Origin of the sequence: Mesorhizobium sp. M4B.F.Ca.ET.203.01.1.1 (genome assembly GCF_004791025.1) — a bacterium.
GTDB classification, from domain to species: Bacteria; Pseudomonadota; Alphaproteobacteria; order Rhizobiales; family Rhizobiaceae; genus Mesorhizobium; species Mesorhizobium abyssinicae.
In genome coordinates this window covers 355,322-379,187 of sequence record NZ_SRUO01000005.1, presented here as the reverse complement: position 1 = coordinate 379,187, position 23,866 = coordinate 355,322, and the positions used below count along the sequence as shown (strand labels likewise).

The 23,866-nt window shown below is 64.3% G+C and carries 23 protein-coding genes; 16 read left to right on the top strand and 7 right to left on the bottom strand.

What is annotated here, in order from left to right; translation table 11 throughout:
- The first annotated feature begins 28 nt into the window (after positions 1–28).
- Entirely contained in the window at positions 29–2,359 is a 2,331-nt protein-coding gene (locus tag EN846_RS14450; protein ID WP_127391207.1) for an ABC transporter ATP-binding protein, read from the top strand.
- A 12-nt stretch (positions 2,360–2,371) separates the two neighbouring features.
- On the opposite strand, the gene EN846_RS14445 is transcribed toward EN846_RS14450, so the two are convergent.
- Positions 2,372–2,968, bottom strand: a complete 597-nt coding sequence (locus EN846_RS14445) for a transglycosylase SLT domain-containing protein (RefSeq protein ID WP_127391208.1) — start codon at positions 2,966–2,968, stop codon at positions 2,372–2,374.
- A gap of 217 nt (positions 2,969–3,185) precedes the next feature.
- On the opposite strand from EN846_RS14445, the gene EN846_RS14440 reads away from it, so the two are divergent.
- Both EN846_RS14440 and EN846_RS14435 read left to right on the top strand, forming a co-directional pair.
- On the top strand, positions 3,186–4,724 hold the full coding sequence (locus EN846_RS14440; protein WP_145968432.1) for a trimethylamine methyltransferase family protein: 1,539 nt from the start codon (positions 3,186–3,188) through the stop codon (positions 4,722–4,724).
- A 79-nt stretch (positions 4,725–4,803) separates the two neighbouring features.
- Positions 4,804–7,230 carry an FAD-dependent oxidoreductase gene (locus EN846_RS14435; RefSeq protein ID WP_127391210.1) on the top strand — a complete coding sequence of 809 codons (2,427 nt, stop codon included), beginning with the start codon at positions 4,804–4,806 and terminating at the stop codon, positions 7,228–7,230.
- A gap of 26 nt (positions 7,231–7,256) precedes the next feature.
- Here the strand turns inward: EN846_RS14435 and EN846_RS14430 are convergent, their stop codons facing one another.
- Positions 7,257–7,649 (bottom strand): DoxX family protein, encoded by a 393-nt coding sequence (locus tag EN846_RS14430; RefSeq protein ID WP_127391211.1) that lies wholly within the window; start codon positions 7,647–7,649, stop codon positions 7,257–7,259.
- Between the two features lie 49 nt (positions 7,650–7,698).
- On the opposite strand from EN846_RS14430, the gene EN846_RS14425 reads away from it, so the two are divergent.
- Positions 7,699–8,334 (top strand): hypothetical protein, encoded by a 636-nt coding sequence (locus tag EN846_RS14425; protein WP_348630822.1) that lies wholly within the window; start codon positions 7,699–7,701, stop codon positions 8,332–8,334.
- Between the two features lie 136 nt (positions 8,335–8,470).
- Here the strand turns inward: EN846_RS14425 and EN846_RS14420 are convergent, their stop codons facing one another.
- Positions 8,471–9,250, bottom strand: coding sequence for a VOC family protein (locus EN846_RS14420; RefSeq protein ID WP_127391212.1), 780 nt, complete (start codon positions 9,248–9,250; stop codon positions 8,471–8,473).
- Between the two features lie 175 nt (positions 9,251–9,425).
- On the opposite strand from EN846_RS14420, the gene EN846_RS14415 reads away from it, so the two are divergent.
- From EN846_RS14415 to EN846_RS14390, 6 genes are all read left to right on the top strand, one after another.
- A complete protein-coding gene (locus EN846_RS14415; protein ID WP_127311137.1) occupies positions 9,426–10,160 on the top strand; it encodes a gamma-glutamylcyclotransferase in 735 nt (244 codons plus the stop codon).
- Between the two features lie 113 nt (positions 10,161–10,273).
- Positions 10,274–11,638 (top strand): NAD(P)-dependent oxidoreductase, encoded by a 1,365-nt coding sequence (locus tag EN846_RS14410; RefSeq protein WP_127391213.1) that lies wholly within the window; start codon positions 10,274–10,276, stop codon positions 11,636–11,638.
- A 2-nt stretch (positions 11,639–11,640) separates the two neighbouring features.
- Positions 11,641–12,954 (top strand): NAD-dependent dihydropyrimidine dehydrogenase subunit PreA, encoded by a 1,314-nt coding sequence (gene preA / locus EN846_RS14405; RefSeq protein ID WP_127391214.1) that lies wholly within the window; start codon positions 11,641–11,643, stop codon positions 12,952–12,954.
- A gap of 110 nt (positions 12,955–13,064) precedes the next feature.
- On the top strand, positions 13,065–13,601 hold the full coding sequence (locus tag EN846_RS14400; RefSeq protein WP_127312121.1) for an Rrf2 family transcriptional regulator: 537 nt from the start codon (positions 13,065–13,067) through the stop codon (positions 13,599–13,601).
- A 5-nt stretch (positions 13,602–13,606) separates the two neighbouring features.
- Positions 13,607–14,065 (top strand): carboxymuconolactone decarboxylase family protein, encoded by a 459-nt coding sequence (locus EN846_RS14395; protein WP_127391215.1) that lies wholly within the window; start codon positions 13,607–13,609, stop codon positions 14,063–14,065.
- A gap of 63 nt (positions 14,066–14,128) precedes the next feature.
- Positions 14,129–14,506 (top strand): DoxX family protein, encoded by a 378-nt coding sequence (locus EN846_RS14390; RefSeq protein ID WP_127391216.1) that lies wholly within the window; start codon positions 14,129–14,131, stop codon positions 14,504–14,506.
- 21 nt (positions 14,507–14,527) lie between these two features.
- On the opposite strand, the gene EN846_RS14385 is transcribed toward EN846_RS14390, so the two are convergent.
- Both EN846_RS14385 and EN846_RS14380 read right to left on the bottom strand, forming a co-directional pair.
- On the bottom strand, positions 14,528–15,250 hold the full coding sequence (locus EN846_RS14385; protein WP_127391217.1) for an SDR family oxidoreductase: 723 nt from the start codon (positions 15,248–15,250) through the stop codon (positions 14,528–14,530).
- The gene (locus tag EN846_RS14380; protein WP_127391218.1) at positions 15,247–16,092 is read right to left on the bottom strand and encodes an SDR family NAD(P)-dependent oxidoreductase; all 846 of its coding nucleotides are present in this window, start codon (positions 16,090–16,092) and stop codon (positions 15,247–15,249) included. The genes EN846_RS14385 and EN846_RS14380 overlap by 4 nt, the downstream gene beginning before the upstream one ends.
- 103 nt (positions 16,093–16,195) lie before the next feature.
- On the opposite strand from EN846_RS14380, the gene EN846_RS14375 reads away from it, so the two are divergent.
- Positions 16,196–17,068: a helix-turn-helix transcriptional regulator gene (locus tag EN846_RS14375; protein ID WP_127287331.1), complete on the top strand. Its 873-nt coding sequence runs from the start codon at positions 16,196–16,198 to the stop codon at positions 17,066–17,068.
- 14 nt (positions 17,069–17,082) lie between these two features.
- On the opposite strand, the gene EN846_RS14370 is transcribed toward EN846_RS14375, so the two are convergent.
- On the bottom strand, positions 17,083–17,712 hold the full coding sequence (locus EN846_RS14370; protein WP_127391219.1) for a TetR family transcriptional regulator C-terminal domain-containing protein: 630 nt from the start codon (positions 17,710–17,712) through the stop codon (positions 17,083–17,085).
- 254 nt (positions 17,713–17,966) lie between these two features.
- On the opposite strand from EN846_RS14370, the gene EN846_RS14365 reads away from it, so the two are divergent.
- The 4 genes from EN846_RS14365 (at position 17,967) to EN846_RS14350 (ending at position 22,512) form a co-directional block, all read left to right on the top strand.
- On the top strand, positions 17,967–19,295 hold the full coding sequence (locus EN846_RS14365; RefSeq protein ID WP_127283263.1) for an aspartate aminotransferase family protein: 1,329 nt from the start codon (positions 17,967–17,969) through the stop codon (positions 19,293–19,295).
- A gap of 70 nt (positions 19,296–19,365) precedes the next feature.
- Complete coding sequence (locus EN846_RS14360) at positions 19,366–20,616, top strand: Zn-dependent hydrolase (RefSeq protein ID WP_127283264.1); 1,251 nt, start codon at positions 19,366–19,368, stop codon at positions 20,614–20,616.
- Between the two features lie 64 nt (positions 20,617–20,680).
- A complete protein-coding gene (gene hydA / locus EN846_RS14355) occupies positions 20,681–22,132 on the top strand; it encodes a dihydropyrimidinase (protein ID WP_127393106.1) in 1,452 nt (483 codons plus the stop codon).
- A gap of 2 nt (positions 22,133–22,134) precedes the next feature.
- Positions 22,135–22,512 carry a hypothetical protein gene (locus EN846_RS14350; RefSeq protein WP_187331268.1) on the top strand — a complete coding sequence of 126 codons (378 nt, stop codon included), beginning with the start codon at positions 22,135–22,137 and terminating at the stop codon, positions 22,510–22,512.
- A gap of 23 nt (positions 22,513–22,535) precedes the next feature.
- On the opposite strand, the gene EN846_RS14345 is transcribed toward EN846_RS14350, so the two are convergent.
- Positions 22,536–22,940, bottom strand: coding sequence for a cupin domain-containing protein (locus EN846_RS14345; protein WP_127283266.1), 405 nt, complete (start codon positions 22,938–22,940; stop codon positions 22,536–22,538).
- A 130-nt stretch (positions 22,941–23,070) separates the two neighbouring features.
- On the opposite strand from EN846_RS14345, the gene EN846_RS14340 reads away from it, so the two are divergent.
- Positions 23,071–23,862, top strand: coding sequence for an ABC transporter ATP-binding protein (locus EN846_RS14340; protein WP_127311868.1), 792 nt, complete (start codon positions 23,071–23,073; stop codon positions 23,860–23,862).
- Positions 23,863–23,866 lie beyond the last annotated feature (4 nt).

Genomic DNA, 23,866 nt, shown 5'->3' with positions numbered 1-23,866 from the left:
CTAGAGAGACCAAGGATTGGAGCGACCCATGAACGAGGCAGTTCGAAATCCCGGCAAGCCGACCCCTGGGCCGATCATCGAGATCGAGAACCTGTCGATCTCCTTCTTCACCCGCAAGGGCGAGATACCGGCCGTCATGGACTTTTCCTGCACGGTCATGCCCGGCGAGGCGATGGGCATCGTCGGCGAGTCCGGTTGCGGCAAGTCGACCGTGTCGCTCGGCATCATGCGCGACCTCTCCAACATCGGAAAGATCGTCGGCGGCAAGATCAAGTTCCAGGGCAAGGACATGGGCGAGTTGTCCGAGGATGAGCTGCGCGCCATCCGCGGCAACAAGATCGCCATGATCTACCAGGAGCCGATGGCGAGCCTTAACCCGGCGATGAAGATCGGCCAGCAGCTGATGGAAGTGCCGCTGATCCACGACAAAGTGTCGAAGGAGGAGGCCTACAGCAGAGCGCTGGAAATGGTGCGCGCGGTGAAGCTGCCGGATCCCGAGCGCATGATGCGCTCCTACCCGCACCAGCTCTCGGGCGGCCAGCAGCAGCGCATCGTCATCGCCATGGCGCTGTTGTCGAAGCCGGCGCTGCTTCTGCTCGACGAACCGACCACGGCGCTCGACGTGACGGTGGAGGCGGGCATCGTCGACCTGGTCAAGGGGCTGGGCGAGAAGTTCGGCACCTCGATGATCTTCGTGTCGCACAATCTGGGTCTCATCCTGGAGACCTGCGACAAGATCACGGTGATGTATTCGGGCGAGGCGGTGGAGACCGGCAAGATCAAGGACGTGTTCGACCGGATGCGCCACCCCTATACGCAAGGGTTGTTCCGCTCGATCCCGCTGCCCGGCGCGGACAAGAATTCCCGGCCGCTGATCTCGATCCCCGGCCAGTTGCCGTTGCCGCACGAGCGGCCGAAGGGCTGCAACTTCGGCCCGCGCTGCCACCATTTCGTCGAGGGCGTCTGCAACGCCGCCGAAATCCCGATGATCGCAGTCGATGGCCATGAGGGCCATTTCTCGCGCTGCGTGCGCTTCAACGAGATCGACTGGGAGGCGCTGCCACCGGGCGCCAAGAAGGTCAATGAGAAGGTCGAGCCCGGCGCGCCCGTGCTCAAGATCCAGGACCTCAAGAAATACTACAGGGTCGGCGGCAGCGAAGTGTTCGGCTCCAGCGAGGGCCGCGTCGTCAAGGCCAACGAGACGATCTCCTTCGAGGCGCGCGAATCCGAGACGGTGGCCATCGTCGGCGAATCCGGCTGCGGAAAGTCGACGCTGGCCAAGGTGCTGCTCGGGCTGGAGACGGCGAGCTCCGGCAGCGTGACCCTCGGCAACAAGGAGATCCAGTCGACCGGCATCGAGAGCCGCAACGTCGAGACGGTGTCGTCAATCCAGATGGTGTTCCAGAACCCGTTCGATACGCTGAACCCCAGCCACTCGGTCGGTTCGCAGATCATCCGCACGCTGGAGAAATTCAATGTCGGCAAGACGGTGGCCGAACGCCGCAAGCGGATGCTGGAGCTGCTCGACCTGGTGAAGCTGCCGCGGGCCTTCGAGACCCGCAAGCCGCGCCAGCTTTCGGGCGGCCAAAAGCAGCGCATCGGCGTGGCGCGCGCCTTTGCCGGCGATGCCAAGGTGGTGGTGGCCGACGAGCCGGTCTCGGCGCTCGACGTCTCGGTGCAGGCGGCGGTGACCGAGCTGTTGATGGACATCCAGCGCAAGAACAAGACGACGATGCTGTTCATCAGCCACGATCTGTCGGTGGTACGCTACATCGCCGACCGCGTCGTCGTCATGTATCTCGGCTATATCGTCGAGCAGGGGACGACCGACCAGATCTTCTCGCCGCCCTACCATCCCTATACCGAGGCGCTGCTGTCGGCGATCCCGATCGCCGACACCAGCGTGGTCAAGAAGCACATCGTGCTCGAGGGCGACATTCCGTCGGCGATGAACCCGCCGACCGGCTGTCCGTTCCAGACGCGCTGCGGCTACAAGAAGCTGGTGCCGGACAATCTATGCGAGACCAAGGTGCCGCCGGTGAAGAACCTCGGCGACGGCCATATGAGCCTGTGCTGGCTTGCCGATGACGTGCTGGCGAAGATGGATCAGGTGATCAAGTTCGACAAGGAGCACGCCGCGCATGAGGGCGTGCCGGAAGATGTGCACGGCGCGGGGCCGGGTTTGACAGGAACGGCGCCCAACCGACCACGTGGCAAATCGTCGACTCCCGAAGCGGACCAGATCGGCGAGGCCGTGGAGCAGGACCAGGCTGGAATGCGAGCCCGTCGCAACAAAGTGCGCGACGAGACTTCCGAAACCGGTGCTAAAAAGCCGAAAGATACGACAAGGCGGCACTAATACCGGAAGGGGCTAGTTTCCACATTGCCGTAGCTGCGCCGCATAGTCCTGCGCCATCTTGTCGGTGGCGCGGGCGTAGTTTTGCACGCCGGCATCGCCGCGATTGCCGCGACCGTAAGCCGTCCAGCCAAGATAATAGGCGAGATAAAGATTGTAGGTGTCGGTGCGGGCGACGCCGTAGGTGTCGGCGGTCTTGGAATGATACCAACCGACGAAGTCGACCGCGTCGGCAAAGCGGGTGCGGCGCGCCGCCCAGTTGCCGGTCTCGCTCTGGTACTGCGACCAGGTGCCGTCGAGCGCCTGCGAGAAGCCCGTGGCCGACGAGACGTGTTTCCACGGGATGAAGCCAAGCAGCTTGGTGCGCGGCGGCCTGGCATTGCTCTTGAAGCCGGATTCCTTGCGCACCGTCGCCATCAGCACCGGCACCGGCACGCCATATTTCTGCTCGGCGCGCTCGGCCGCCGCCTGCCAGTTGTCGAACCAGCCGTCATTCTGGTCGAAGACGGCGCAGACATCGTTGATATGGCTCGGCGGCGTCGCGCAGGCCGAAAGCGCCAACGCCAGCAGCACGGTGAAGGCTACAATTTTACTAAAACTCGACCTACGCATCGGCAGACGAATAGGCCGAAAACATAAAGGGATTCTTGCGGCGTTTCTTAACGGCTGGGGAGCCACCGTCGCCGCTCCGGGCCGGTATTATAATTTCGACTCTCGATGTCGCTTTTGTCGCAATGGAATTCCAGAAATGCCGCCTTGGCTAAAATCACGCCCGCAAACGGCGGATTTCTGACAGCCGCGCTTTCGTGCCGGCGCTCTGATGTGCGGCATGACCGAACCAAGACGCAAGCGCGGCACTGAGCGAACCAGCAACCGGGGGCCGTCCGCGATCCCGCAATTGCCGGCAAGGCGGGTGACCAACCCCTATCCGCCGATGGCGCTGCTCTCGGCCGACCAGATCGAGGCGATCCATGAAGCCTCGATGCATATCCTTGAAAATTTCGGCATCGAGGTGATGAGCCCACGGGCGCTGGCGCTGTTCGAAAAGGCGGGTGCCAGGGTCGATCACGCATCGATGAATGTCCGCATCGATCGCGGCATGGTCGCCGAGGCACTGAAGACGACGCGTGCCAGCTACGCGCTTACCCCACGCAACTCGGCCCACGCCATTCATCTCGGCGGCAACACGATCAATTTCACGCTCGTCGCCGGGCCGCCCAACGTGCACGACATGGAGCGTGGCCGCCGCGCCGGCAATTTGCGCGACTATCAAGACCTCGTGCGGCTGGCGCAGCATTTCAACTGCGTCCACATGCTCGGCAACCAGGTTTGCGCGCCGATCGAACTGCCGGCCAATTCGCGCCATCTCGACACCTACTTCGCCAACCTGACGCTGACCGACAAATGCTTCCATGTCTCGGCGATCGGCCGGGGGAGGGCGCTCGACGGCATCGAGATGATGGCGATCGCGCGCGGGCTGACGCTTGATCAGATGCGCGACGACCCGGGCATCGCCACCATCATCTCGGTCAACTCTCCGCGCCGTTTTGACGAGATGATGGCCGAGGGTCTGATGACCATGGCCGAGTTCGGCCAGTCGGTGGCGGTGACGCCGTTCACGCTGATGGGGGCGATGAGCCCGGTGACGCTGGCCGGCGCGCTGGCGCAGCAGAACGCCGAGGCGCTGTTCGGCGTCGTGCTGACGCAGCTCGTCCGGCCCGGCGCGCCGGTCATGTATGGCGCCTTCACTTCCAATGTCGACATGAAGTCGGGCGCCCCGGCCTTCGGCACGCCGGAAAACACCAAGGCCAACATTGCCTCCGGGCAATTGGCGCGGCGCTATGATTTGCCGTACCGCACGACGCCGGGTTCGGCCTCCAACGCCGCCGACGCGCAAGGCGCCTACGAGACGCTGATGGCGCTATGGGGCGCGGTGCTCGGCCACGGCAACCTCGTCTACCACGCCGCCGGCTGGCAGGAGGGCGGGCTGACGGCATCGTTCGAGAAGTTCATCATCGACGTCGAGATGATCCAGCACATGATGGAGTTTCTGCGCCCGATCGTTGTCGACGAAGGGGAACTCGCGGTCGAGGCATTGGGCGCGGTGCCGACCGGCGGCCATTTCTTCGGCGAGCCGCATACGCTGGAGCGCTACGCCACCGCCTTCTACCAGCCGATGCTTTCCAACTGGCAGAATTACGAAGCCTGGCAGGAAGCCGATGGCCTCGACGCGACCGCGCGCGCAACGCGGCTGTGGAAGAAGGCGCTGGAGGAGTATGCCGAGCCGGCGATGGATCCTGCCGTGCGCGAGGCGCTCGAAGCCTATATGGCGCGCCGCAAGGAAGCGATCGGGCAGGGCGAGCCGTGAGTTCCTTGGCGTCGGCGCGAGGCGCTGCCTTTCCGATTCATCTTATCTTCCCAACTCACTGAAATAACGAGAAAACCCCATGAAATCGCATGCAAAGGTCGTGGTCATTGGCGGCGGTGTCGTCGGATGCTCGGTGCTGTTCCATCTGGCCCGGCACGGCTGGACCGATGTCGTGCTGCTGGAGCGCGACGAACTGACCTCGGGCTCGACCTGGCACGCGGCCGGCGGCATGCACACGATCAATGGCGACCCCAACGTCGCCAAGCTGCAGAAATACACGATCTCGCTCTACAAGGAGATCGAGGAATTGTCCGGCCAGGCGACCGGTGTGCACCTGACCGGCGGCGTGCTCTTGGCTGCGACCGAGGCGCGGCTCGACTGGCTGCGCGGCGTGGTCGCCAAGGGCCGCTATCTCGGCATCGACCTTGAGGAGATCTCGCCCAATGAGGCGGCGGAACTGATGCCGCTGCTCGATCCAAAGCAATTCGTCGGCGCGGTGCGCAACAAGGAGGATGGCCATCTCGATCCGTCCGGCGTGACGCATGCCTATGCCAAAGCGGCCCGGAAACTGGGTGCGGAGGTCGAGCGCTTCACCAAGGTCGAGGACATCGTGCGCCGGCCCGACGGCTCATGGCGCGTCATCACCAACAAGGGCGAGGTGGTGGCCGAGCATGTCGTCAATGCCGGCGGCCTGTGGGCGCGCGAGGTCGGCCGCATGGTCGGCCTCGAACTGCCGGTGCTCGCCATGGAGCACATGTACCTGATCACCGAGGACATGCCCGAGGTCGCCGCCTGGAACCGGAAGACCGGCACCGAGATCATCCATGCGGTCGATTTCGACGGCGAGCTCTATCTGCGCCAGGAGCGCGGCGGCATGCTGATGGGCACCTACGAGAAGGCCAACAAGCCGTGGTCCGAGTTCCAGACCCCGTGGAATTTCGGCCATGAACTGCTGGAGCCGGACATCGATCGCATCGCGCCGTCGCTGGAGGTTGGCTTCCGGCATTTCCCCGCCTTCCAGAACACCGGCATCAAGCAGATCATCAACGGCCCCTTCACCTTCGCGCCGGATGGCAATCCGCTGGTCGGGCCGGTGCGTGGCCTGCCGGGCTTCTGGGTCGCCTGCGGCGTCATGGCTGGTTTCTCGCAGGGTGGTGGCGTCGGGCTGGCGCTGTCCAACTGGATGATCGAGGGCGACCCCGGCGCCGACATCTGGGCCATGGATGTCGCGCGCTACGGCGACTGGGCGACAATGGCCTACACCAATGCCAAGGTGCGCGAAAATTATTCGCGGCGCTTCTCGATCCGCTTCCCCAACGAGGAACTGCCGGCCGGACGGCCGCTGAAGACGACGCCGGTCTATGACGCCCTCTCGGCCAAGGGCGCGCAATGGGGCGTGTCCTACGGGCTGGAGGTGCCGCTCTGGTATGCCCCTGACGGCGTCAGGGACGAGTTCTCTTGGCGGCGCTCGAGCGATTTCGACCATGTCGCGAAGGAAGTGGCGGCGGTGCGCGGCGGCGTCGGCCTGGCGGAGATTTCCAACTTCGCCAAATACGCGGTGACCGGCGAGGGCGCAGCCGCCTGGCTCGACCGCATGCTGGCCTGCAAGCTGCCGAAGCGCGGCCGCATGACGCTGGCGCCGATGCTGAAGAATGACGGCAGGCTGATCGGCGATTTCACGCTGGCCAACATCGACGACGGCGAGTGGTTCATCGCCGGCTCCGGCATCGCCGAGCAATACCATATGCGCTGGTTCGAGGCGCATCTGCCGAAGAACGGTTCGGTGCGCATCGAGGCGCTGGGACAGAAGTTGACCGGGCTGGCGATCGCCGGACCGAAGGCGCGGGATGTTCTGGCGAAAGTGACGCGCGCGGATGTCTCCAACGCCGCATTCCCCTTCATGGCGGTGGCCAGGATGGACATCGGCATGGCGCCCTGCCTGGTCGGCCGCGTTAGCTATACCGGCGATCTCGGCTACGAGATCTGGGTGGCGCCGGAGTATCAGCGCGCCGCATTCGGGGCGTTGACGGCGGCGGGCGAGGAATTCGGCATCGGCCTGTTCGGCTCGCGCGCCCTCAATGCGCTGCGGCTGGAGAAGAACTACGGCTCATGGGCGCGCGAGTACCGGCCGATTTACGGGCCGCTGGAAGCCGGCCTCGACCGTTTCGTCGCTTACGGCAAGGAGGCGGACTTCATCGGCAAGGCGGCAGCGCTGGCCGAGCGCAAGCAGGGCGGCAAGCTGCGGCTGCGCGCCTTCATCGTTGATGCGGCCGATGCCGACGTCATCGGCGATGAGCCGATCTGGTTCGATGGCGCCGTGCGCGGCTGGGTCACCTCGGGCGGCTACGCGCATCACGCGAAAAGGTCGGTCGCCATGGGCTATGTGCCGAGGGAGATCGCCGACGAGGCCGACGGCTTCGAGATCGAGATTCTGGGCAAGCGCCATGGCGCGCGCATCCAATCGGCGCCGCTGTTCGACGCCAATTTCGAGCGGATGCGCGCCTGAAACCAGGCGCGCATCCGTTTCGCAGGTCATGCGTTGCGGCGGTTGTCCAGCGCGAAGGCGCCGGCGCCGGCAAACACCAGATAGAGGAAGATGAAGCAGAACGAGATCGCCGAGTCGCCGCCATTGTTGACCGGGAAGAAGTCGCGCGGCGCATGCGCCATGAAATAGGCGATCGCCATCTCGCCAGCGAGAAGGAACGCCACCGGCCGGGTGAGCAACCCGAGAGCGAGCAGGATGCCGCCGGCGAATTCAAGGATGCCGGCAGCCAGAGGCAACCCGCTCAAGGCGCCGGCGTGCTCGCCGACGGGGAAATTGAACAGTTTCTGGGTGCCATGCTCGATGAATTGCAGCGCAGTCACGATGCGCAGCACGCCGAGCGCCTGTGGCCGGTACTGGGAAAGACCTTCGAAAAGCTTCATCTAAAACTCCATTTTGCCTCCCCGCCTGGCCATAAAATATCGCCCGGCAATGGACCACTCACTTCCGATGCCCTGCCTTCAACAATCGGTGAGTGAAAATGGTTTCATCTCCCAAAAATGTTTCCCTTCATGGTTGCATAAGTATCGCTATGGTTGTATTGATGCCGGTACGCCAACCATGCGAGTTCCCTTCACCATGAAAACAATCGTCATCAGCCTGTTCGCAATCCTTGCAGGCACCAGCTTCGCCATGGCAGCCGACAGCGGCTGTGATGCCTTCAAATGGCCGGTGGCACGCGAGCAGGCACTGTTTGCGGCAGCGCCGGCCGCGCAGTCCGGTGCTGCCCTGACGGTCGGCCAGGCGATGGATTTCACGCTCGCAGCGATCGACACGATCAGCTTTGAAGTGCCTCCGGACCGTGCCCCGGCAGCCGGCACGTTCGGCGCGACCGCAAGCATCGTCGTGCCGCCGGAGGGAGAGCTCCAGGTCAGCCTGTCGGATGAGGCCTGGATCGATATCGTGCAGGACGGCCATGCCGTGAAGTCGGCTGGGTTCAGCGGCGTGAAGACCTGCCCGGGCATTCGCAAGAGCGTGCGTTTCAAGCTGTCAGCCGGTCCGGCCACCGTTCAGCTCAGCGGCAGCGAGAAGGCCGACCTCAAAGTCGCCGTTCTGACGCCGGAGTAACGCACTAGGGTGAGGTCGGCGGGATGGCGCCCTCTCTGTCTTGCCCGTCCTCCGCAGCAGTTGCGGAGGAGGGCCGGACAAGCCGTCCAAGCGGGAGATCGGCCGCTGCTGTCGCTTTCACCAATCGCAATCGGTTTTACCGCGCCGGCGCGATCAGCGCGAAATGCGCGCCTTGCGGATCCGTGCACTGCACGATCCAATCGCCGCCGGGCACCTCCATCGGACCCATGATGACCTTGCCGCCATTGTCGGTCACGCGCTTGGCCGCCGCGTCGATGGCGGCGACGTTGAAGTAGAACTGCCAGACCGGCACCGGGATCTGTTCGGGCTTGTTCATCATGCCGCCGACGGGCTCGCCGACAAAAGCGAAGACCTGGTAGGTGCCCATCGCTGGGCCCATGTCGAAGTCGCCGGCCTTTGTCCAGCCGAACTGCTCGGCATAGAAATCGAAGGCTGCCGTCCAGTCCGTCGTGTAGAGCTCATGCCAGCCGATGTGGCCTGGCGTTCGCGCCGGCACCGGCGGCTGATCGGGCTGGTTCGGCTGCAGGAACATGAAGGTCGCGCCTTGCGGATCGGCAACGACGGCGAAGCGCCCGACGCCCGGAATGTCGTCGGGTGCGCGGTGCACGGTGCCGCCCGCGTCCTTGAGCGACGCGGTCGCGCCGTCGGCATCCTTGCTATGGATATAGCCGAGCCAGGCGGGCGGCATGCCCATCTTGGCGGCATCCTCGGGCAGCGTCATCAAGCCCGCGACGCCGCGCTCGCCGACATTCATGACGATGTAGCGCGGCATGCCGGGCGAGGTATCGAAGGGTTGCCCCTTCCAGCCGACAACGGCTGTGTAGAAGGCCTCGGCGGCGTCGAGGTCGGTGGTCATCAACTCGTACCAGAAGAACGGCATCGGGGATTTCGGCATCGTCATGCTCCTTCGGTTTCCTCGGTTGATCGTCTCGTGACCGATCTTAGGACGATCCCGGCGACAGGAATCCGACATGGGCCGGAAATCGACGGCGGCAAGGCACTGTGCCTGCAATCTTGCGCGCCATGCGGTTTTCGCCTTTGCTTGTCCGTCAATGAGGGGATCACGATCCATGCGGCAGATGTCGCTCACGCCGGAGCTTGTGGCGCTCTGTCATCGGGAGGAAGCCGATCCAGGTCCGGACGGCAGCTGGACGCAATTGAACGACGATGATTTCCGCGCGCTTGCCGAGCGTCTGTCAGGCGAAGCCGACGAAGGGCCGCTGTGGGTGTTCGCCTATGGCTCGCTGATCTGGAAGCCGGCCTTCGATTCCGTCGAGCAGCAGCGCGCCTCGGCCCATGGCTGGCATCGGTCGTTCTGCCTCGACATGGTTCGCTGGCGCGGCAGCGCCGCGCAGCCCGGGCTGATGATGGCGCTGGAACGGGGTGGCCGCTGCGACGGCGTCATCTATCGCCTGCCGGACGGTGACAAGCCGGCCCAGATCGAAAGGCTGCTGCGGCGCGAGATCGATGATCACGAAAGCGTCGCCTCGGTCCGCTGGGTTCCGGTGCGCACCGCGCAAGGGCCGCGCAAGGCGCTAGGCTTTTGGGTCGGGGTGACCGGCAGGGGTACCTCGCTCGGGCAGCCGCTGGAGACGGTGGCGCATGTGCTGGCCCGTGCCTGCGGCCATGTCGGCTCCGGCGCCGAATATCTCTACAACACCGTCAGTCACCTCGAGACGTTCGGCATCCACGACCGCAATCTGTGGCGGCTCCAGGAACTGGTCGCGGACGAGATCAGGTCGATCCATGGCCCGGGCAGCGAAAGCGCCGGGTCATTCGAGCCCTCCGTGCTTGCCATAACATGAGTATAATTATCATGTTTTTATAGAGCCTTTTCAGCGACTTGGCCGAAAATTGACCAATTGATAAAAAAATAAAACGTGCTAGCCTTCCCCAAAACAAAACAAGGGGAACCGGAATGGCGACTGGTCATTTCAAAGAGGGCATAGCCGGCGGCCGGCTGTCGTCCGAACAGTATGCCGACAATTTTTCCGACCTGCATCCGCCGCTCGACCATCACGAGGCGCTGGTCGAAAGCGATCGCTGCTATTTCTGCTACGATGCGCCGTGCATGAATGCGTGCCCGACCTCGATCGACATTCCGCTGTTCATCCGCCAGATCTCGACCGGCAATCCGCTCGGCTCGGCCAAGACCATCTTCGACCAGAACATCCTTGGCGGCATGTGCGCCCGCGTCTGCCCGACCGAGACGCTTTGCGAGGAAGTCTGCGTGCGCGAGGTGGCCGAGGGCAAGCCGGTGCAGATCGGCCGGCTGCAGCGCTACGCCACCGATGTCGCAATGAGCGAGGACAGGCAGTTCTATGCGCGCGCCGAACCGACCGGAAAATCTGTCGCCGTCGTCGGCGCCGGGCCGGCCGGGCTTGCCGCCGCGCACAGGCTCGCGCGCCATGGCCATGACGTGACCATCCTTGAGGCGCGGCCGAAGGCCGGGGGCCTCAACGAATACGGCATCGCCGCCTACAAGAGCGTCGACAATTTCGCCCAGGCCGAGGTCGACTACGTCACCGCGATCGGCGGCATCGACATCCAGAACGGCAAGGCGCTCGGCCGCGACTACCAGCTGTCCGACCTGATCCGGAACTACGATGCCGTGTTCCTCGGCATGGGGCTTGGCGGCGTCAACGCGCTGCGCACCGACGGCGAGGGCAGCGATGGGGTCACCAACGCGGTGGAGTTCATCGCCGAACTGCGTCAGGCCAGCGATCTTTCCGGCCTGCCGGTCGGCCGGCGCGTCGTCGTCATCGGCGGCGGCATGACGGCGATCGACGCCGCGGTGCAGTCGAAGCTGCTCGGCGCCGAGGAGGTGACGATCTGCTACCGGCGCGGCCAGGCGCACATGAATGCCTCCGGCTTCGAGCAGGATCTGGCCGCTGCCAATGGCGTCACCATCCGCCACTGGCTGCAGCCCAAGCGCGTCATCGCCGAGAACGGCAAGGTGTCGGCGATCGAGCTCGAATATACGGCGATGGACGGTGACAAGCTGGCCGGCACCGGCGAGCGGCTCACGCTCGCGGCCGACCAGGTGTTCAAGGCGATCGGCCAGAGCTTTGTCCCGGCCGCGCTGAACGGCAGCGGCGCCGAGATCGAGCTGGAAGGCGGCCGCATCAAGGTCGATGCCGAGGGCCGCACCTCGCTGGCCAAAGTTTGGGCCGGCGGCGACTGCATCTTCGGCGGCGACGACCTCACCGTTTCGGCGGTGGCGCAAGGCCGCGACGCGGCCGAAAGCATCAACCGGGCACTGACCTCTAACGGGAGGGCATGAGCATGGCAGATATCAGGAACAATTTCGTCGGCATCAAGTCGCCCAATCCGTTCTGGCTGGCCTCGGCGCCGCCGACCGACAAGGCCTACAATGTCATCCGCGCCTTCCAGGCGGGCTGGGGCGGCGTGGTCTGGAAGACGCTCGGCGAGGAGGGGCCGCCGGTGGTCAACGTCAACGGCCCGCGCTACGGCGCGATCTGGGGCGCCGACCGCCGCTTGCTCGGCCTCAACAACATCGAGCTGATCACCGACCGCGAGCTGCAGACCAATCTGCGCGAGATCAAGCAGGTCAAGCAGGACTGGCCGGACCGCGCCGTCGTCGTCTCGCTGATGGTGCCCTGCGTCGAGGAAAGCTGGAAGGCGATCCTGCCGGTGGTCGAGGAGACCGGAGCCGACGGTATCGAGCTCAATTTCGGCTGCCCGCACGGTATGTCGGAACGCGGCATGGGCTCGGCGGTCGGCCAGGTGCCGGAATATATCGAAATGGTGGTGCGCTGGTGCAAGGCAAACACCCGCATGCCGGTCATCACCAAGCTGACGCCCAACATCACCGACATCCGCAAGCCCGCGCGAGCGGCCCACGCAGGTGGAACGGACGCGGTGTCGCTGATCAACACCATCAATTCGATCACAGGCGTCGATCTCGACAGTTTCGCGCCGCAGCCGACCATCGACGGCAAGGGCTCGCATGGCGGCTATTGCGGCCCGGCGGTGAAGCCGATCGCCATGAACATGGTGGCCGAGATCGCGCGCGATGCCGAGACCCGCGGCCTGCCGATCTCCGGCATCGGCGGCATCACCACATGGCGCGACGCGGCGGAATTCATGGCGCTCGGCGCCGGCAATGTGCAGGTCTGCACAGCGGCGATGACCTACGGCTTCAAGATCGTGCAGGAGATGATCGCGGGCCTCGAGAACTGGATGGACGAGAAGGGCCACGCCTCGCTCGCCGACATCGTCGGCCGCGCCACGCCCAACGTCACCGACTGGCAGTATCTCAACCTCAACTACGTCGCCAAGGCGCATATCGACCAGGATGCCTGCATCAAATGCGGCCGCTGCCACATCGCCTGCGAGGACACTTCGCACCAGGCGATCACTGCGATGGTCGATGGCGTCAGGCATTTCGAGGTGATCGAGGCCGAGTGCGTCGGCTGCAATCTGTGCGTCAATGTCTGCCCGGTCGAGGGCTGCATCACCATGGAGCCGCTGGCCGTCGGCGCGATGGACGAGCGCACCGGCAAGCCGGTGTCGCCGGTCTATGCCAACTGGACGACGCACCCGAACAATCCGATGGCCAAGGCGGCGGCGGAATAGGGCACGTATGCGACGAGAAAAGCGGCATCTTCGGATGCCGTTTTTCATTTTGCTATTGCAGATAAAAAGTATCCACGATAAATGATATCCATGAACTGGAGCGTGGCATCATGAAACTGGGAGAAGGCGTCGAGGCGGCGATCCACTGCGCCGCGATGCTCGCCGGGGTGGATGGCGCCGCGACGATGCCGGGCGCCGCCTTGGCGGAGGCCTTCGGTGTGTCGCCGAGCTATCTGCTCAAGCATCTCAACATGCTGACGGCCGCGGGCATTCTGGAATCGGTGCCGGGACCGGCCGGCGGCTACCGTCTGGCGAAGCCGTCCGAGCGCATCACGCTGCTCGACATCGTGCTCGCCGTCGAGGGCAGGGAACCTGCCTTCCGCTGCGGCGAGATCCGCCAGCGGGGCCCTGTGCGGCTCGATGCTTCGGCCTATGTGAAGCCATGCGGCATCAATGCCGCGATGCTCAAGGCCGAGCGCGCCTACCGGGCGGCGCTCGCCGAGGTCAGGCTGTCGGCGATCGTGGCTGACTACGTCAGCGAGGCCGATCCGCGCTCGGTCGCGGCGGGATGCGCCTTCGTTGCCCGTTATCAGCGGCCGCAGAAGGTTCATCCAAACCAAGTTCCCCCAAGCAAGAGTGAAAGGTAAGAACCATGAAACAGAGGCTGCAATTCTTCGCCAAGGCGCCCGAGATCATGAAGGCGGTGTCGGCGCTCAACAAGGCGGTCGACGAATGCGGGCTGGAGGTGAGCCTGCTGCATCTGATCAAGCTCAGGGCCTCGCAGATCAACGGCTGCTCCTTCTGCGTCGACATGCACAGCCGCGAAGCGCGGCAGGACGGCGAGAGCGAGCAGCGGCTCTATCTTGTCGCCGCCTGGAAGGAATCGCCGCTGTTTTCCGAACGCGAGCGTGCCGCGCTCGCCTGGACCGAAGCGGTGACGAAGATTTCCGAGAACGGCGTCTCGGACGAGCTCTATGCCCGTACGCTAACGCATTTTTCGGAAGAGGAACTGGTCAAGTTGTCGGTCGCGATCGGCATGATCAACACCTGGAACCGGCTTTGCGTCCCGTTCCAGGCCATTCATCCGGTGCCGGCGGCCAAAGCCGCTTGATCGGAAGGAACAGCGCGCGGGTCCGAGAGCGGACCCGCGCCTTTTTGTTTTAGGATCAATCACATGTTTGCAAATTTTCAGAACGAGATTCTGCTTGCTGCACGACTGCTGCTCGGCGGCGCCTTTGTCTTCGCCGGCTTGCGCAACATCCGGAACAGGGCGTTCCTGACCAAATTGATGACCGAACGCGGCGTGCCGCAGGCGGGGCTGGCGCTGTGGCTCGGCATCCTCCTGCAGGTCGTCGCCGGCGGCCTGATCGTGGCGGGCGTCTGGGCGGCACTTGGGGCTGCTTGCCTTATCCTGTTTCTGGTCGTCGCAACGATCATGTTCGACAATTTCTGGGATCATCAGGGCCCTGAGCGAGCGGCGCGGATCAACGGCTTTGTCGCCAATGTTGCGCTGGCCGGAGGGTTCCTGGCGCTGATGGCGCAGCCGCTTTGAGCGCGGCTGCGATTGTCTCCGTCACGCGGCGTATCGCAGGCCACCGTCGCAGGTCAGCACCTGGCCGGTCATGAAGCCGTTGGAGACCAGGAAAGCGATCGCGTCGGCGACGTCCTCGGCGCGGCCGATACGGCCGACGGGCGTCTTGCCGGCATATTCGGCAAAGACCGCTTGCCGCTGGTCGTCCGGCAGGAAATCCCACCACGGCGTGTCGATAACACCCGGAGCTACGACATTGACGCGCAGCGGCTTCAACTCCACGGCCAGGATCGGCGCCACGGTCAGAAGCATGCCGTTGATGGCGCCGATGCCGGCGATGCCGGGCGCGGCGAGCTGCGCCGAAACGGCCGAAATGAAGGTCACTGATCCGTGGTTGCTCAACGTCGGCAGGGCCGCCTGGAGGCAGGAGAGCTGCGGCCGGATCTTTTCGTCGACGCCGCCGCCTATGTCGGCGAGATCGAGCGTCGCGAACGGCCCAAGCCCCTTGCCGCCGCTTGCCGCCAGGACAAGATGATCGAAAGGCCCAAGGCCGTCGAAGAAATGCCGGACCTCATCCGGCCTGGTCGCGTCGAAGGCGGCCTTGCCGACGCTGCCGCCAAGGGTCCTCCAGGCGTCCCTGAGCTTGTTCTCGTTGCGGCCGGTGATCGTCACTTTCATGGCGGGACCGACCAGCCGCCTGGCCGTGGCCAAGCCGATGCCGGATGAGCCGCCGATAATGACGCAATGCTCGATTTTCTCACTCATGACTGTCTTTCCCTGGTTGTGGCTGAGGCGCGCTCGATCAGTTCGAGGCTCAATGAGTGCAACTGCCGGCGGGCCTTTTCGTCGTAGGCCTGGACGTCGGCGCGGGATTCGCGCTGGCCGTCGAAATAGAGGCCGCTGCGGCCCTCGAGCGCCGGCGACGTCGCAAGATTGAGGATGGCCTCGGCGCCGGTCTCGACCGAGCTCCACGGCGTGATGCCCGCCTGCCGGACCATGGTCGTGTTCATGTAGCTTGCCGGATGCAGCGCGTTGACGGTGACGCCGCTGCCTTCCAGATCCTCGGTTAGATCGACGGTGAACAGGATCTGCGCCAGCTTGCTCTGGCAGTAGGCGCGCACGCCGCTATAGTTGCGGGTCAGCATGACGTCGTCGAAATCGATCGCCTGCTGGCCGGCCGAGGCGACATTGACGATGCGCGCCGGCGCGCTCGCCCTGAGCAGCGGCAGCAGCTCCGAGGTCAGCAGGAAGCCGGCGAGATAATTGACGGCGAAGCGCAGCTCGTAGCCGTCGGCGCTGACCTGCCTTTTCGACGCTTCGCCGGCAGTGCCGATACCGGCATTGTTGATCAGGATGTCGAGTCGGTTTGTTCTGGCGCGCACGGCTTCGGCGAGGCGCCTGACCTCGGCAAGCGACGAGAGATCGGCGACGACAAGCTCGGCATTGCCGCCCGCGGCCTCGACGGCAGCGACGACTGCCTTGCCGCGCGCCGCGTCGCGGCCATGCACCAGGACATGGGCGCCGCTTGCGCCGAGCCGTTCCGCGACCATGCGGCCGACGCCGTCGGTCGATCCGGTGATGAGGACGGTCTTGTCTTTCAAGTCCATGTTCAGAGCCTCCATGTTTTGCTCTGAACGCAAGATGGGGCGCGGCGCGCATCCCAAACAGTTCAAACTTTATCCTGGTATCAATACTGCTATAATAAACCCCATGGATGCGATCTCCCACTCGCCGGAAGACAGCCGCCGGCGCGAGCTTGGCGCCTTCCTGCGCTCGCGCCGCGAAAGGCTTTCGCCCGGGACCGCCGGCATCGCCTGCGGCGCGCGCCGGCGCACGCCGGGGCTGCGGCGCGAGGAGGTGGCGATGATCGCCGGCGTCGGCACGACCTGGTACACCTGGCTTGAACAGGGCAGGGACGTCCGCCCCTCGGTGGAAGTCCTGACGGCGCTGTCGGAGGCGTTGCGCCTCGATGCAGTCGAGAAGCGTCATCTGTTCATCCTTGCCGGCCGCCAGCAGCCGGAGCGGCGCCTGGCGGCGCCGGAAAAGGTCGACGGCGCGCTTCTGCACATGCTGCAAAGCCTCGTCCTGCAGCCGGCCTATGTCGTCGGCCGGCGCTGGGACGTGTTGGCCTGGAATCCGGCGGCGGTGGCCGTGTTCGGCGATTATGGGTTGCTGGAGGGCGATGCCCGCAACATCGTCCACATGGTGTTCACCAGCCCGCACCATCGCCGCCTGCTGGTCGACTGGGAGGAACTCGCACGCGTGGTGCTGGCTTCGTTTCGGGCGGAGAGCGCCAAATATGTCGGCGATCCGGATTTCGACCGGCTGATCGCGTTGATGATGCGCTCAAGCCCCGAGTTCCGCGACTGGTGGCCGCGGCGCGACGTGGCGCGAAAGCTGACCGGCGTGAAGCACGTCCGGCATCCGACCGCGGGTGCGATGGTGTTCGAGCATATGAGCCTGTCGATCGATGACGGTTCCGACATGCGGCTGATCGTCTACACGCCGCTTGCCGAGCAGAACTCGATCGCCAAGCTGCAAAAGCTGCTCGATGCGCTGCCCCCTGAACGGCGCAGCGCCTGACGCCATCCAGACGTTCAGCCCTTCGGCTTCAGTCCATCGATGAACAATTGCTCGAGGAACCGGGCGGCATCCTCGAAGCGGCCGTCGCCGCCGCGGTCGGGGCCGAGCACGGCGCGCACCTGGACGTCGAAATCGGCATAGTGCTGCGTCGTCGCCCAGATCGAGAAGATCAGGTGCCAGGGGTCGGTGCGGGCGATCTTGCCGGCGCGCATCCAGCCCTTGATGACGGCGGCCTTCTCGTCGACCAGCGCTTTCAGCTCGCCTTCCAGCAGCGGCATGATGCGCGGCGCGCCCTGCAGGATCTCGTTGGCGAAGAGCCGGCTTTCGCGCGGGAAATCGCGCGCCATTTCGAGCTTGCGCCTGATGTAGCTGCGCAGCTCGGTGAGAGGGTCGCCGATGTCGTCGAGTTCCCTGAGCGGCGCCAGCCAGGTCTCGAGCAGCCGCTCCATCAGCGTTTCGTGAATGTCTTCCTTGCGGCGGAAGTAGTAGAGCAGGTTCGGCTTCGACATGCCGGCCGCTTCGGCGATCTGGTCGATGGTCGAGCCGCGAAAACCGTTGGTGGAGAAGACCTCGAGCGCTGCTTCCAGGATCAGCTCGCGCTTTTCCTGCTGGATGCGGGTGCGGCGGGGAGCGGAACCTTCCATGGCGGCCGTCACCCCTGCAAACCTTCGCCGCGAGCGCCATCTGGACCAATTCTCTGGACCAGTTTTTCCTTGGCCTGTGGAGCGCGCTTCGGATGCGGCATTTCCGTTAGTAATCCCTTGACCGCCGACATGGCGGTGCTAACGTTTGTCCAATCGGTCAAAATTTGCGTAGCACGAAAACGCAGCTGAGACCAAGTGCTGGGAAGACCAAGCGTTAGCCGCACCGAAACAGGTTACAAGGGGAAGTCTTGGTCATGTCCAACCGGCTGAAAGTCACGCCGAACGATCTCAGCGCATTCTGGATGCCGTTCACGGCGAACCGGCAGTTCAAGCAAGCGCCTCGCATGTTCGTGTCCGCCAAGGACATGCATTACACGACCAGCGACGGCCGCAAGGTGCTCGACGGCACCGCCGGTCTCTGGTGCGTCAATGCCGGCCACTGCCGGCCGAAGATCACCGAAGCGATCCAGCACCAGGCGGCCGAGCTCGACTATGCGCCGGCCTTCCAGATGGGCCACCCGATCGTCTTCGAACTGGCGAACCGCCTGGTCGACATCGCACCGAAGGGCATGGACCATGTCTTCTTCACCAATTCGGGTTCGGAATCGGTCGATACCGCGCTGAAGATGGCGATCGCCTACCACCGCGCCAGGGGCGAAGGCTCGCGCACCCGCCTGATCGGCCGCGAGCGCGGCTATCACGGCGTCAATTTCGGCGGCATCTCGGTCGGCGGCATCGTCAACAACCGCAAGATGTTCGGCACGCTGCTCGGCGGCGTCGACCATATGCCGCACACGCATCTGCCGGAAAAGAACGCCTTCTCGAAGGGCGTGCCGGAACACGGCGCGGAACTCGCCAACGAGTTGGAGCGCATCGTCGCGCTGCACGACGCCTCGACCATCGCGGCCGTCATCGTCGAGCCGGTGGCCGGCTCGACCGGCGTCATCCTGCCGCCGAAGGGCTATCTGCAGAAGCTGCGCGAGATCTGCACCAAGCACGGCATCCTGTTGATCTTCGACGAGGTCATCACCGGCTTCGGACGCCTCGGCACGCCGTTCGCCGCCGACTATTTCGGTGTGACGCCTGACATCATGACGACCGCCAAGGGCGTCTCCAACGGCGTCATCCCGATGGGCGCGGTATTCGTGACGAAGGAGATTCACGACGCCTTCATGACCGGACCCGATCACATGATCGAGTTCTTCCACGGCTACACCTATTCGGGCAATCCGATCGCCTGTGCCGCCGCGCTCGGCACGCTCGACACCTACAAGGAAGAGGGCCTGTTGACCCGCGGCGAAGAACTGGCGCCTTACTGGGAAGACGCGCTGCATTCGCTGAAGGGCGAGCCGAACGTGATCGACGTCAGGAACATCGGCCTGATCGGTGCGATCGAGCTGGCGCCGATCGCCGGGCAGCCGACGAAGCGGGCCTTCTCGGCCTTCGTCAAGGCGTTCGAGCACGGCTTGCTGATCCGCACCACCGGCGACATCATCGCACTGTCGCCGCCGCTGATCATCACCAAGGGCCAGATCAACGAATTGATCGACCATCTGCGGGATGTGCTGAGGTCGATCGACTAGACCTGCTTTGTCCGGTGTGGCGGCGTCGGGAACCGCCGCCCCACCGGGTAGTGAAATGAGAGGACTTTGAATGGCCGCCCCCGGCGAGAATCTGCGAATCAATTCAGACCGTTTGTGGGATTCCATCATGGAGATGGCGAAGATCGGCCCCGGCATTGCCGGCGGCAACAATCGCCAGACCGTGACCGACGAGGATGGCGAGGGCCGGCATCTGTTCAAGCGCTGGTGCGAGGCCGCCGGCCTCGAAATGGGGCTCGACGAGATGGGCACCATGTTTGCCCGCCGTGAGGGCACCGATCCCAGTCTGCCGCCAGTCTATGTGGGCAGCCATCTCGACACCCAGCCGACCGGCGGCAAGTATGACGGCGTGCTCGGCGTGCTCGGCGGGCTGGAAGTCGTGCGCTCGCTCAACGATCTCGGCATCAAGACCAAACACCCGATCGTCGTCACCAACTGGACGAACGAGGAAGGCGCGCGCTTCGCGCCGGCGATGATGGCGTCCGGCGTCTTTGCCGGCGTGCTCGACCAGGCCGATGTCTACGAACATGTCGACAAGGACGGCAAGAAGTTCGGCGAGGAATTGGAGCGCATCGGCTGGAAAGGCGCCGAGAAGGTCGGCGAGCGCAAGATCCACGCCTTCTTCGAACTGCATATCGAGCAGGGGCCGATCCTCGAGGATGAAGGCATCGACATCGGTGTCGTCACGCACGGCCAGGGCCTGAAATGGCTGCAGGTGACGCTGACCGGCAAGGAGGCGCATACCGGTTCGACGCCGATGCCGAAGCGACGCAATGCCGGCCTCGGCATGGCGCGGGTGATCGAGCTGGTGCACGAGATCGCCATGGACTACCAGCCGGACGCGGTCGGCGCGGTCGGCCACATGCAGGCCTATCCGAACTCGCGCAACATCATTGCCGGGCGCACCGTCTTCACCATCGACATCCGCTCACCGGAAAAGGAGGTACTCGACGCCATGGACGCGCGCGTGCGCGAAGGCATCGACACGATCTGCGATGCGCTCGACATCAAATACCAGATCGAGCAGGTCGGCCATTTCGATCCGGTGACCTTCGACAAGAACTGCGTCAAGGCGATCCGCGATGCCGCCGAACGGTTGGGCTACACGCATCGCAACATCGTCTCGGGTGCCGGCCACGACGCCTGCTGGATCAACCGCGTTGCCCCTACGGCGATGGTGATGTGCCCATGCGTCGACGGGCTCAGCCACAACGAGGCTGAGGAGATATCCAAGGAATGGGCCGGCGCCGGCGCCGACGTTTTGTTCCATGCGGTGGTGGAGACGGCTGTCATCGTCGAGTGAGGTCCGGAATCTAGAATTCAACGCTGCTCGCAAAGAAGCGCGATTAGAACAGGGGAACATGAAAATGACCAAAGTCATCAGGAACGGCACCATCGTCACGGCCGACCGCACCTGGAAGGCCGACGTGCTGATGCAGCACGGCAAGATCGTCGCCATCGGCTCGAACCTGCACGGCGACCATGAGTTCGACGCCACCGGCTGCTACGTCATGCCGGGCGGCATCGATCCGCACACCCATCTCGAAATGCCGTTCATGGGCACCTATTCGGCCGACGATTTCGAATCCGGCACCCGCGCGGCACTTTCCGGCGGCACGACGATGGTGGTCGATTTCTGCCTGCCGGCGCCGAAACAGTCGCTGCTCGAAGCGTTGCAGATGTGGGACAACAAGACCTCGAAGGCGGCCTGCGACTATTCATTCCACATGGCGGTCACCTGGTGGGGAAAACAGGTGTTCGACGAGATGGCGACCGTCGTCGACAGGGGCATCACCTCGTTCAAGCACTTCATGGCCTACAAGGGCGCGCTGATGGTCGACGACGACGAGATGTACGCGTCGTTCCAGCGCTGCGCCGATCTCGGCGCGCTGCCGCTGGTGCATGCCGAGAATGGCGACGTGGTTGCAGCCCTTTCTCAGAAGCTGCTCGCCGCCGGCAACAACGGCCCCGAGGGGCATGCCTATTCACGCCCGCCGGAAGTGGAAGGCGAGGCGACCAACCGCGCCATCATGATCGCCGACATGGCCGGCGTGCCGCTCTATGTCGTGCATGTCTCCTGCGAGCAGGCGCATGAGGCCATCCGCCGCGCGCGCCAGAAGGGGATGCGGGTGTTCGGCGAGCCGCTGATCCAGCACCTGACGCTCGACGAGACCGAATATTTCAACAAGGACTGGGACCATGCCGCGCGCCGCGTGATGAGCCCGCCCTTCCGCAACAAGCTGCACCAGGATTCGCTGTGGGCCGGCCTGCAGGCGGGATCGCTGCAAGTGGTGGCGACCGACCATTGCTCGTTCACCACGCAGCAGAAACGCAACGGCGCCGGCGACTTCACCAAAATTCCGAATGGCACGGGCGGGCTCGAGGACCGGTTGCCGGTGCTGTGGACCACCGGCGTCAACACCGGCCGGCTAACGATGAACGAGTTCGTCGCGGTGACCTCGACCAACATCGCCAAGATCCTCAACATGTATCCGAAGAAGGGCGCCATCGTCGAAGGCGCGGACGCCGACATCCTGGTCTGGGATCCGAAGCGCAAGAAGACGATCACCTCGAAGAAGCAGCAGTCGGTGATCGACTACAACGTGTTCGAGGGCTTCGAGGTGACCGGCCTGCCGCGCTTCGTCTTCTCGCGCGGCGAATTGTCGATCGAGGAGGCGGAGGTCAAGGCCAAGGTCGGCCATGGCGAGTTCGTCGCCCGCGAGCCGAACGCCGCGGTCAACCGGGCGCTGTCGACCTGGAAGGAGATCAGCGCGCCGCGCAAGGTGGAACGCACCGGCATTCCGGCGACCGGGGTCTGAGCGTGCGCGTTTCTCATTTTGCGTTTGCGGCCGCAGCGCTGCTCGTCGCCGGCCAGGCTTCCGCGGCGGCAATCGACCTGTCGAAACCCTATGGCAACAAATCCGGCTGCATCAACAAGAACGGCCAGGAAATCTATGCCGAGGACATGCTGCTGTTGACCGACGAGGCATTCGTCACGGTGGCGAGCGCCTGCACCTTCACCGAAAAGAAGGCACAGGCCGACGGCTCGCTGCTGGTCAAGGCGCAATGCCAGGCGGAAGGCGAGGAGGGCGAGTCACCAGCCCAGTTCACCATCAAGCGCAGCGCCAAGAACGCCAAGAGACTGGTGATCGCCGATGAGGACGGCAATGTCATGGGAGAAGTCTCCCGGTGCAAATGACGGAGAAAGTGTTTCCGTCCGCCTCAGGCGACCAGCGCATCCAGTTCCGGCAGCAGGACGACGCTTTCCTGCTCGTTGGGATCGGTGCGGGCGATGACCGCCGACGAGGGCGCGCCGCTCAGATTGGCGGGCAGATGCGGCACGCCGGCGGGGATATAGAACAGGTCGCCGGCCTTGACGACGATGTGATGCTCAAGGCGGTCGCCATACCAGGTGTGGACCTCGCCGGAGAGCACGTAGATCGCCGTCTCATGGTTCTCATGCATATGCGCCTTGGCGCGGGCACCGGGCGGCATGGTGAGCACGTGCATGCAGATGCCGGACGAGCCGACCGACTCGGTGGCAATGCCGGCGAAATAGGTCAAACCCTGCTTGCCTTCATAAGTGCTTTCGGGGCGGATAAGATGACAAGTCGGTTTGAGCGACATCGGGGAAACTCCGGGCGTCGGGCTGGCGGGACAAGGCCAATGGGGCAGGGTGAGTGGAAAACAACGTCGCGATAAAAGCAATCGGAATCCAGCCGGCGCCGCAGGCACGGGAACGGGCAGGCGCCAGCCAATGACCGGACAGTCGCCAGCCGTCGTTTCGGCAAGCAAGCTAGGCCTCACCTTCCAGACCAATGACGGTCCGGTGCAGGCGCTGTCCAATGTCGACCTCACCATCGGCAAGGGCGAATTCGTCTCCTTCATCGGCCCGTCCGGTTGCGGCAAGACGACCTTGCTCAGGGTCATCGCCGACCTGGAGAAGCCAACCTCGGGAGCGATCTCGGTCAACGGCATGACGCCGGAGCAGGCGCGCGAGAAACGCGCCTATGGCTATGTCTTCCAGGCAGCCGCCCTTTTCCCGTGGCGCACGATCGAGCGCAATGTGGCGCTGCCGCTGGAGATCATCGGCCTGTCCAAGGCAGAGCAGGCGGAGCGCATCAAGCGCACGCTGGAACTGGTCAACCTCGCCGGCTTCGAGAAGAAATACCCCTGGCAGCTTTCCGGCGGCATGCAGCAGCGCGCCTCGATCGCCCGTGCGCTCGCTTTCGACGCCGACTTGCTCCTGATGGACGAACCGTTCGGCGCGCTCGACGAGATCGTGCGCGACCATTTGAATGAACAGCTTCTGGAATTGTGGGAGCGGACCAACAAGACGATCTGCTTCGTCACCCACTCCATCCCCGAGGCGGTGTACCTCTCGACGCGCATCGTCGTGATGTCGCCGCGGCCGGGCCGCGTCAGCGACGTCATCGAATCGACGCTGCCAAGAAAGCGGCCGCTCGACATCCGCGAGACGCCGGAGTTTTTGGCGATCGCCGCGCGCGTGCGCGACGGCCTCCGGGCAGGGCACAGCTATGATGATTGAGCGC

What these genes read in the sequence shown, in the direction of transcription:
- EN846_RS14450 (WP_127391207.1), top strand. Translation starts at nt 29, where the DNA reads ATGAACGAGGCAGTTCGAAATCCCGGCAAGCCGACCCCTGGGCCGATC.
- EN846_RS14415 (WP_127311137.1), top strand. Translation starts at nt 9,426, where the DNA reads ATGCGGCAGATGTCGCTCACGCCGGAGCTTGTGGCGCTCTGTCATCGG.
- EN846_RS14445 (WP_127391208.1), bottom strand. Translation starts at nt 2,968, where the DNA reads ATGCGTAGGTCGAGTTTTAGTAAAATTGTAGCCTTCACCGTGCTGCTG.
- EN846_RS14395 (WP_127391215.1), top strand. Translation starts at nt 13,607, where the DNA reads ATGAAACAGAGGCTGCAATTCTTCGCCAAGGCGCCCGAGATCATGAAG.
- EN846_RS14420 (WP_127391212.1), bottom strand. Translation starts at nt 9,250, where the DNA reads ATGCCGAAATCCCCGATGCCGTTCTTCTGGTACGAGTTGATGACCACC.
- EN846_RS14340 (WP_127311868.1), top strand. Translation starts at nt 23,071, where the DNA reads ATGACCGGACAGTCGCCAGCCGTCGTTTCGGCAAGCAAGCTAGGCCTC.
- EN846_RS14390 (WP_127391216.1), top strand. Translation starts at nt 14,129, where the DNA reads ATGTTTGCAAATTTTCAGAACGAGATTCTGCTTGCTGCACGACTGCTG.
- EN846_RS14370 (WP_127391219.1), bottom strand. Translation starts at nt 17,712, where the DNA reads ATGGAAGGTTCCGCTCCCCGCCGCACCCGCATCCAGCAGGAAAAGCGC.
- EN846_RS14385 (WP_127391217.1), bottom strand. Translation starts at nt 15,250, where the DNA reads ATGAGTGAGAAAATCGAGCATTGCGTCATTATCGGCGGCTCATCCGGC.
- EN846_RS14430 (WP_127391211.1), bottom strand. Translation starts at nt 7,649, where the DNA reads ATGAAGCTTTTCGAAGGTCTTTCCCAGTACCGGCCACAGGCGCTCGGC.
- EN846_RS14375 (WP_127287331.1), top strand. Translation starts at nt 16,196, where the DNA reads ATGGATGCGATCTCCCACTCGCCGGAAGACAGCCGCCGGCGCGAGCTT.
- hydA (WP_127393106.1), top strand. Translation starts at nt 20,681, where the DNA reads ATGACCAAAGTCATCAGGAACGGCACCATCGTCACGGCCGACCGCACC.
- EN846_RS14360 (WP_127283264.1), top strand. Translation starts at nt 19,366, where the DNA reads ATGGCCGCCCCCGGCGAGAATCTGCGAATCAATTCAGACCGTTTGTGG.
- EN846_RS14410 (WP_127391213.1), top strand. Translation starts at nt 10,274, where the DNA reads ATGGCGACTGGTCATTTCAAAGAGGGCATAGCCGGCGGCCGGCTGTCG.
- EN846_RS14425 (WP_348630822.1), top strand. Translation starts at nt 7,699, where the DNA reads ATGGACCACTCACTTCCGATGCCCTGCCTTCAACAATCGGTGAGTGAA.
- preA (WP_127391214.1), top strand. Translation starts at nt 11,641, where the DNA reads ATGGCAGATATCAGGAACAATTTCGTCGGCATCAAGTCGCCCAATCCG.
- EN846_RS14345 (WP_127283266.1), bottom strand. Translation starts at nt 22,940, where the DNA reads ATGTCGCTCAAACCGACTTGTCATCTTATCCGCCCCGAAAGCACTTAT.
- EN846_RS14365 (WP_127283263.1), top strand. Translation starts at nt 17,967, where the DNA reads ATGTCCAACCGGCTGAAAGTCACGCCGAACGATCTCAGCGCATTCTGG.
- EN846_RS14440 (WP_145968432.1), top strand. Translation starts at nt 3,186, where the DNA reads ATGACCGAACCAAGACGCAAGCGCGGCACTGAGCGAACCAGCAACCGG.
- EN846_RS14435 (WP_127391210.1), top strand. Translation starts at nt 4,804, where the DNA reads ATGAAATCGCATGCAAAGGTCGTGGTCATTGGCGGCGGTGTCGTCGGA.
- EN846_RS14380 (WP_127391218.1), bottom strand. Translation starts at nt 16,092, where the DNA reads ATGGACTTGAAAGACAAGACCGTCCTCATCACCGGATCGACCGACGGC.
- EN846_RS14400 (WP_127312121.1), top strand. Translation starts at nt 13,065, where the DNA reads ATGAAACTGGGAGAAGGCGTCGAGGCGGCGATCCACTGCGCCGCGATG.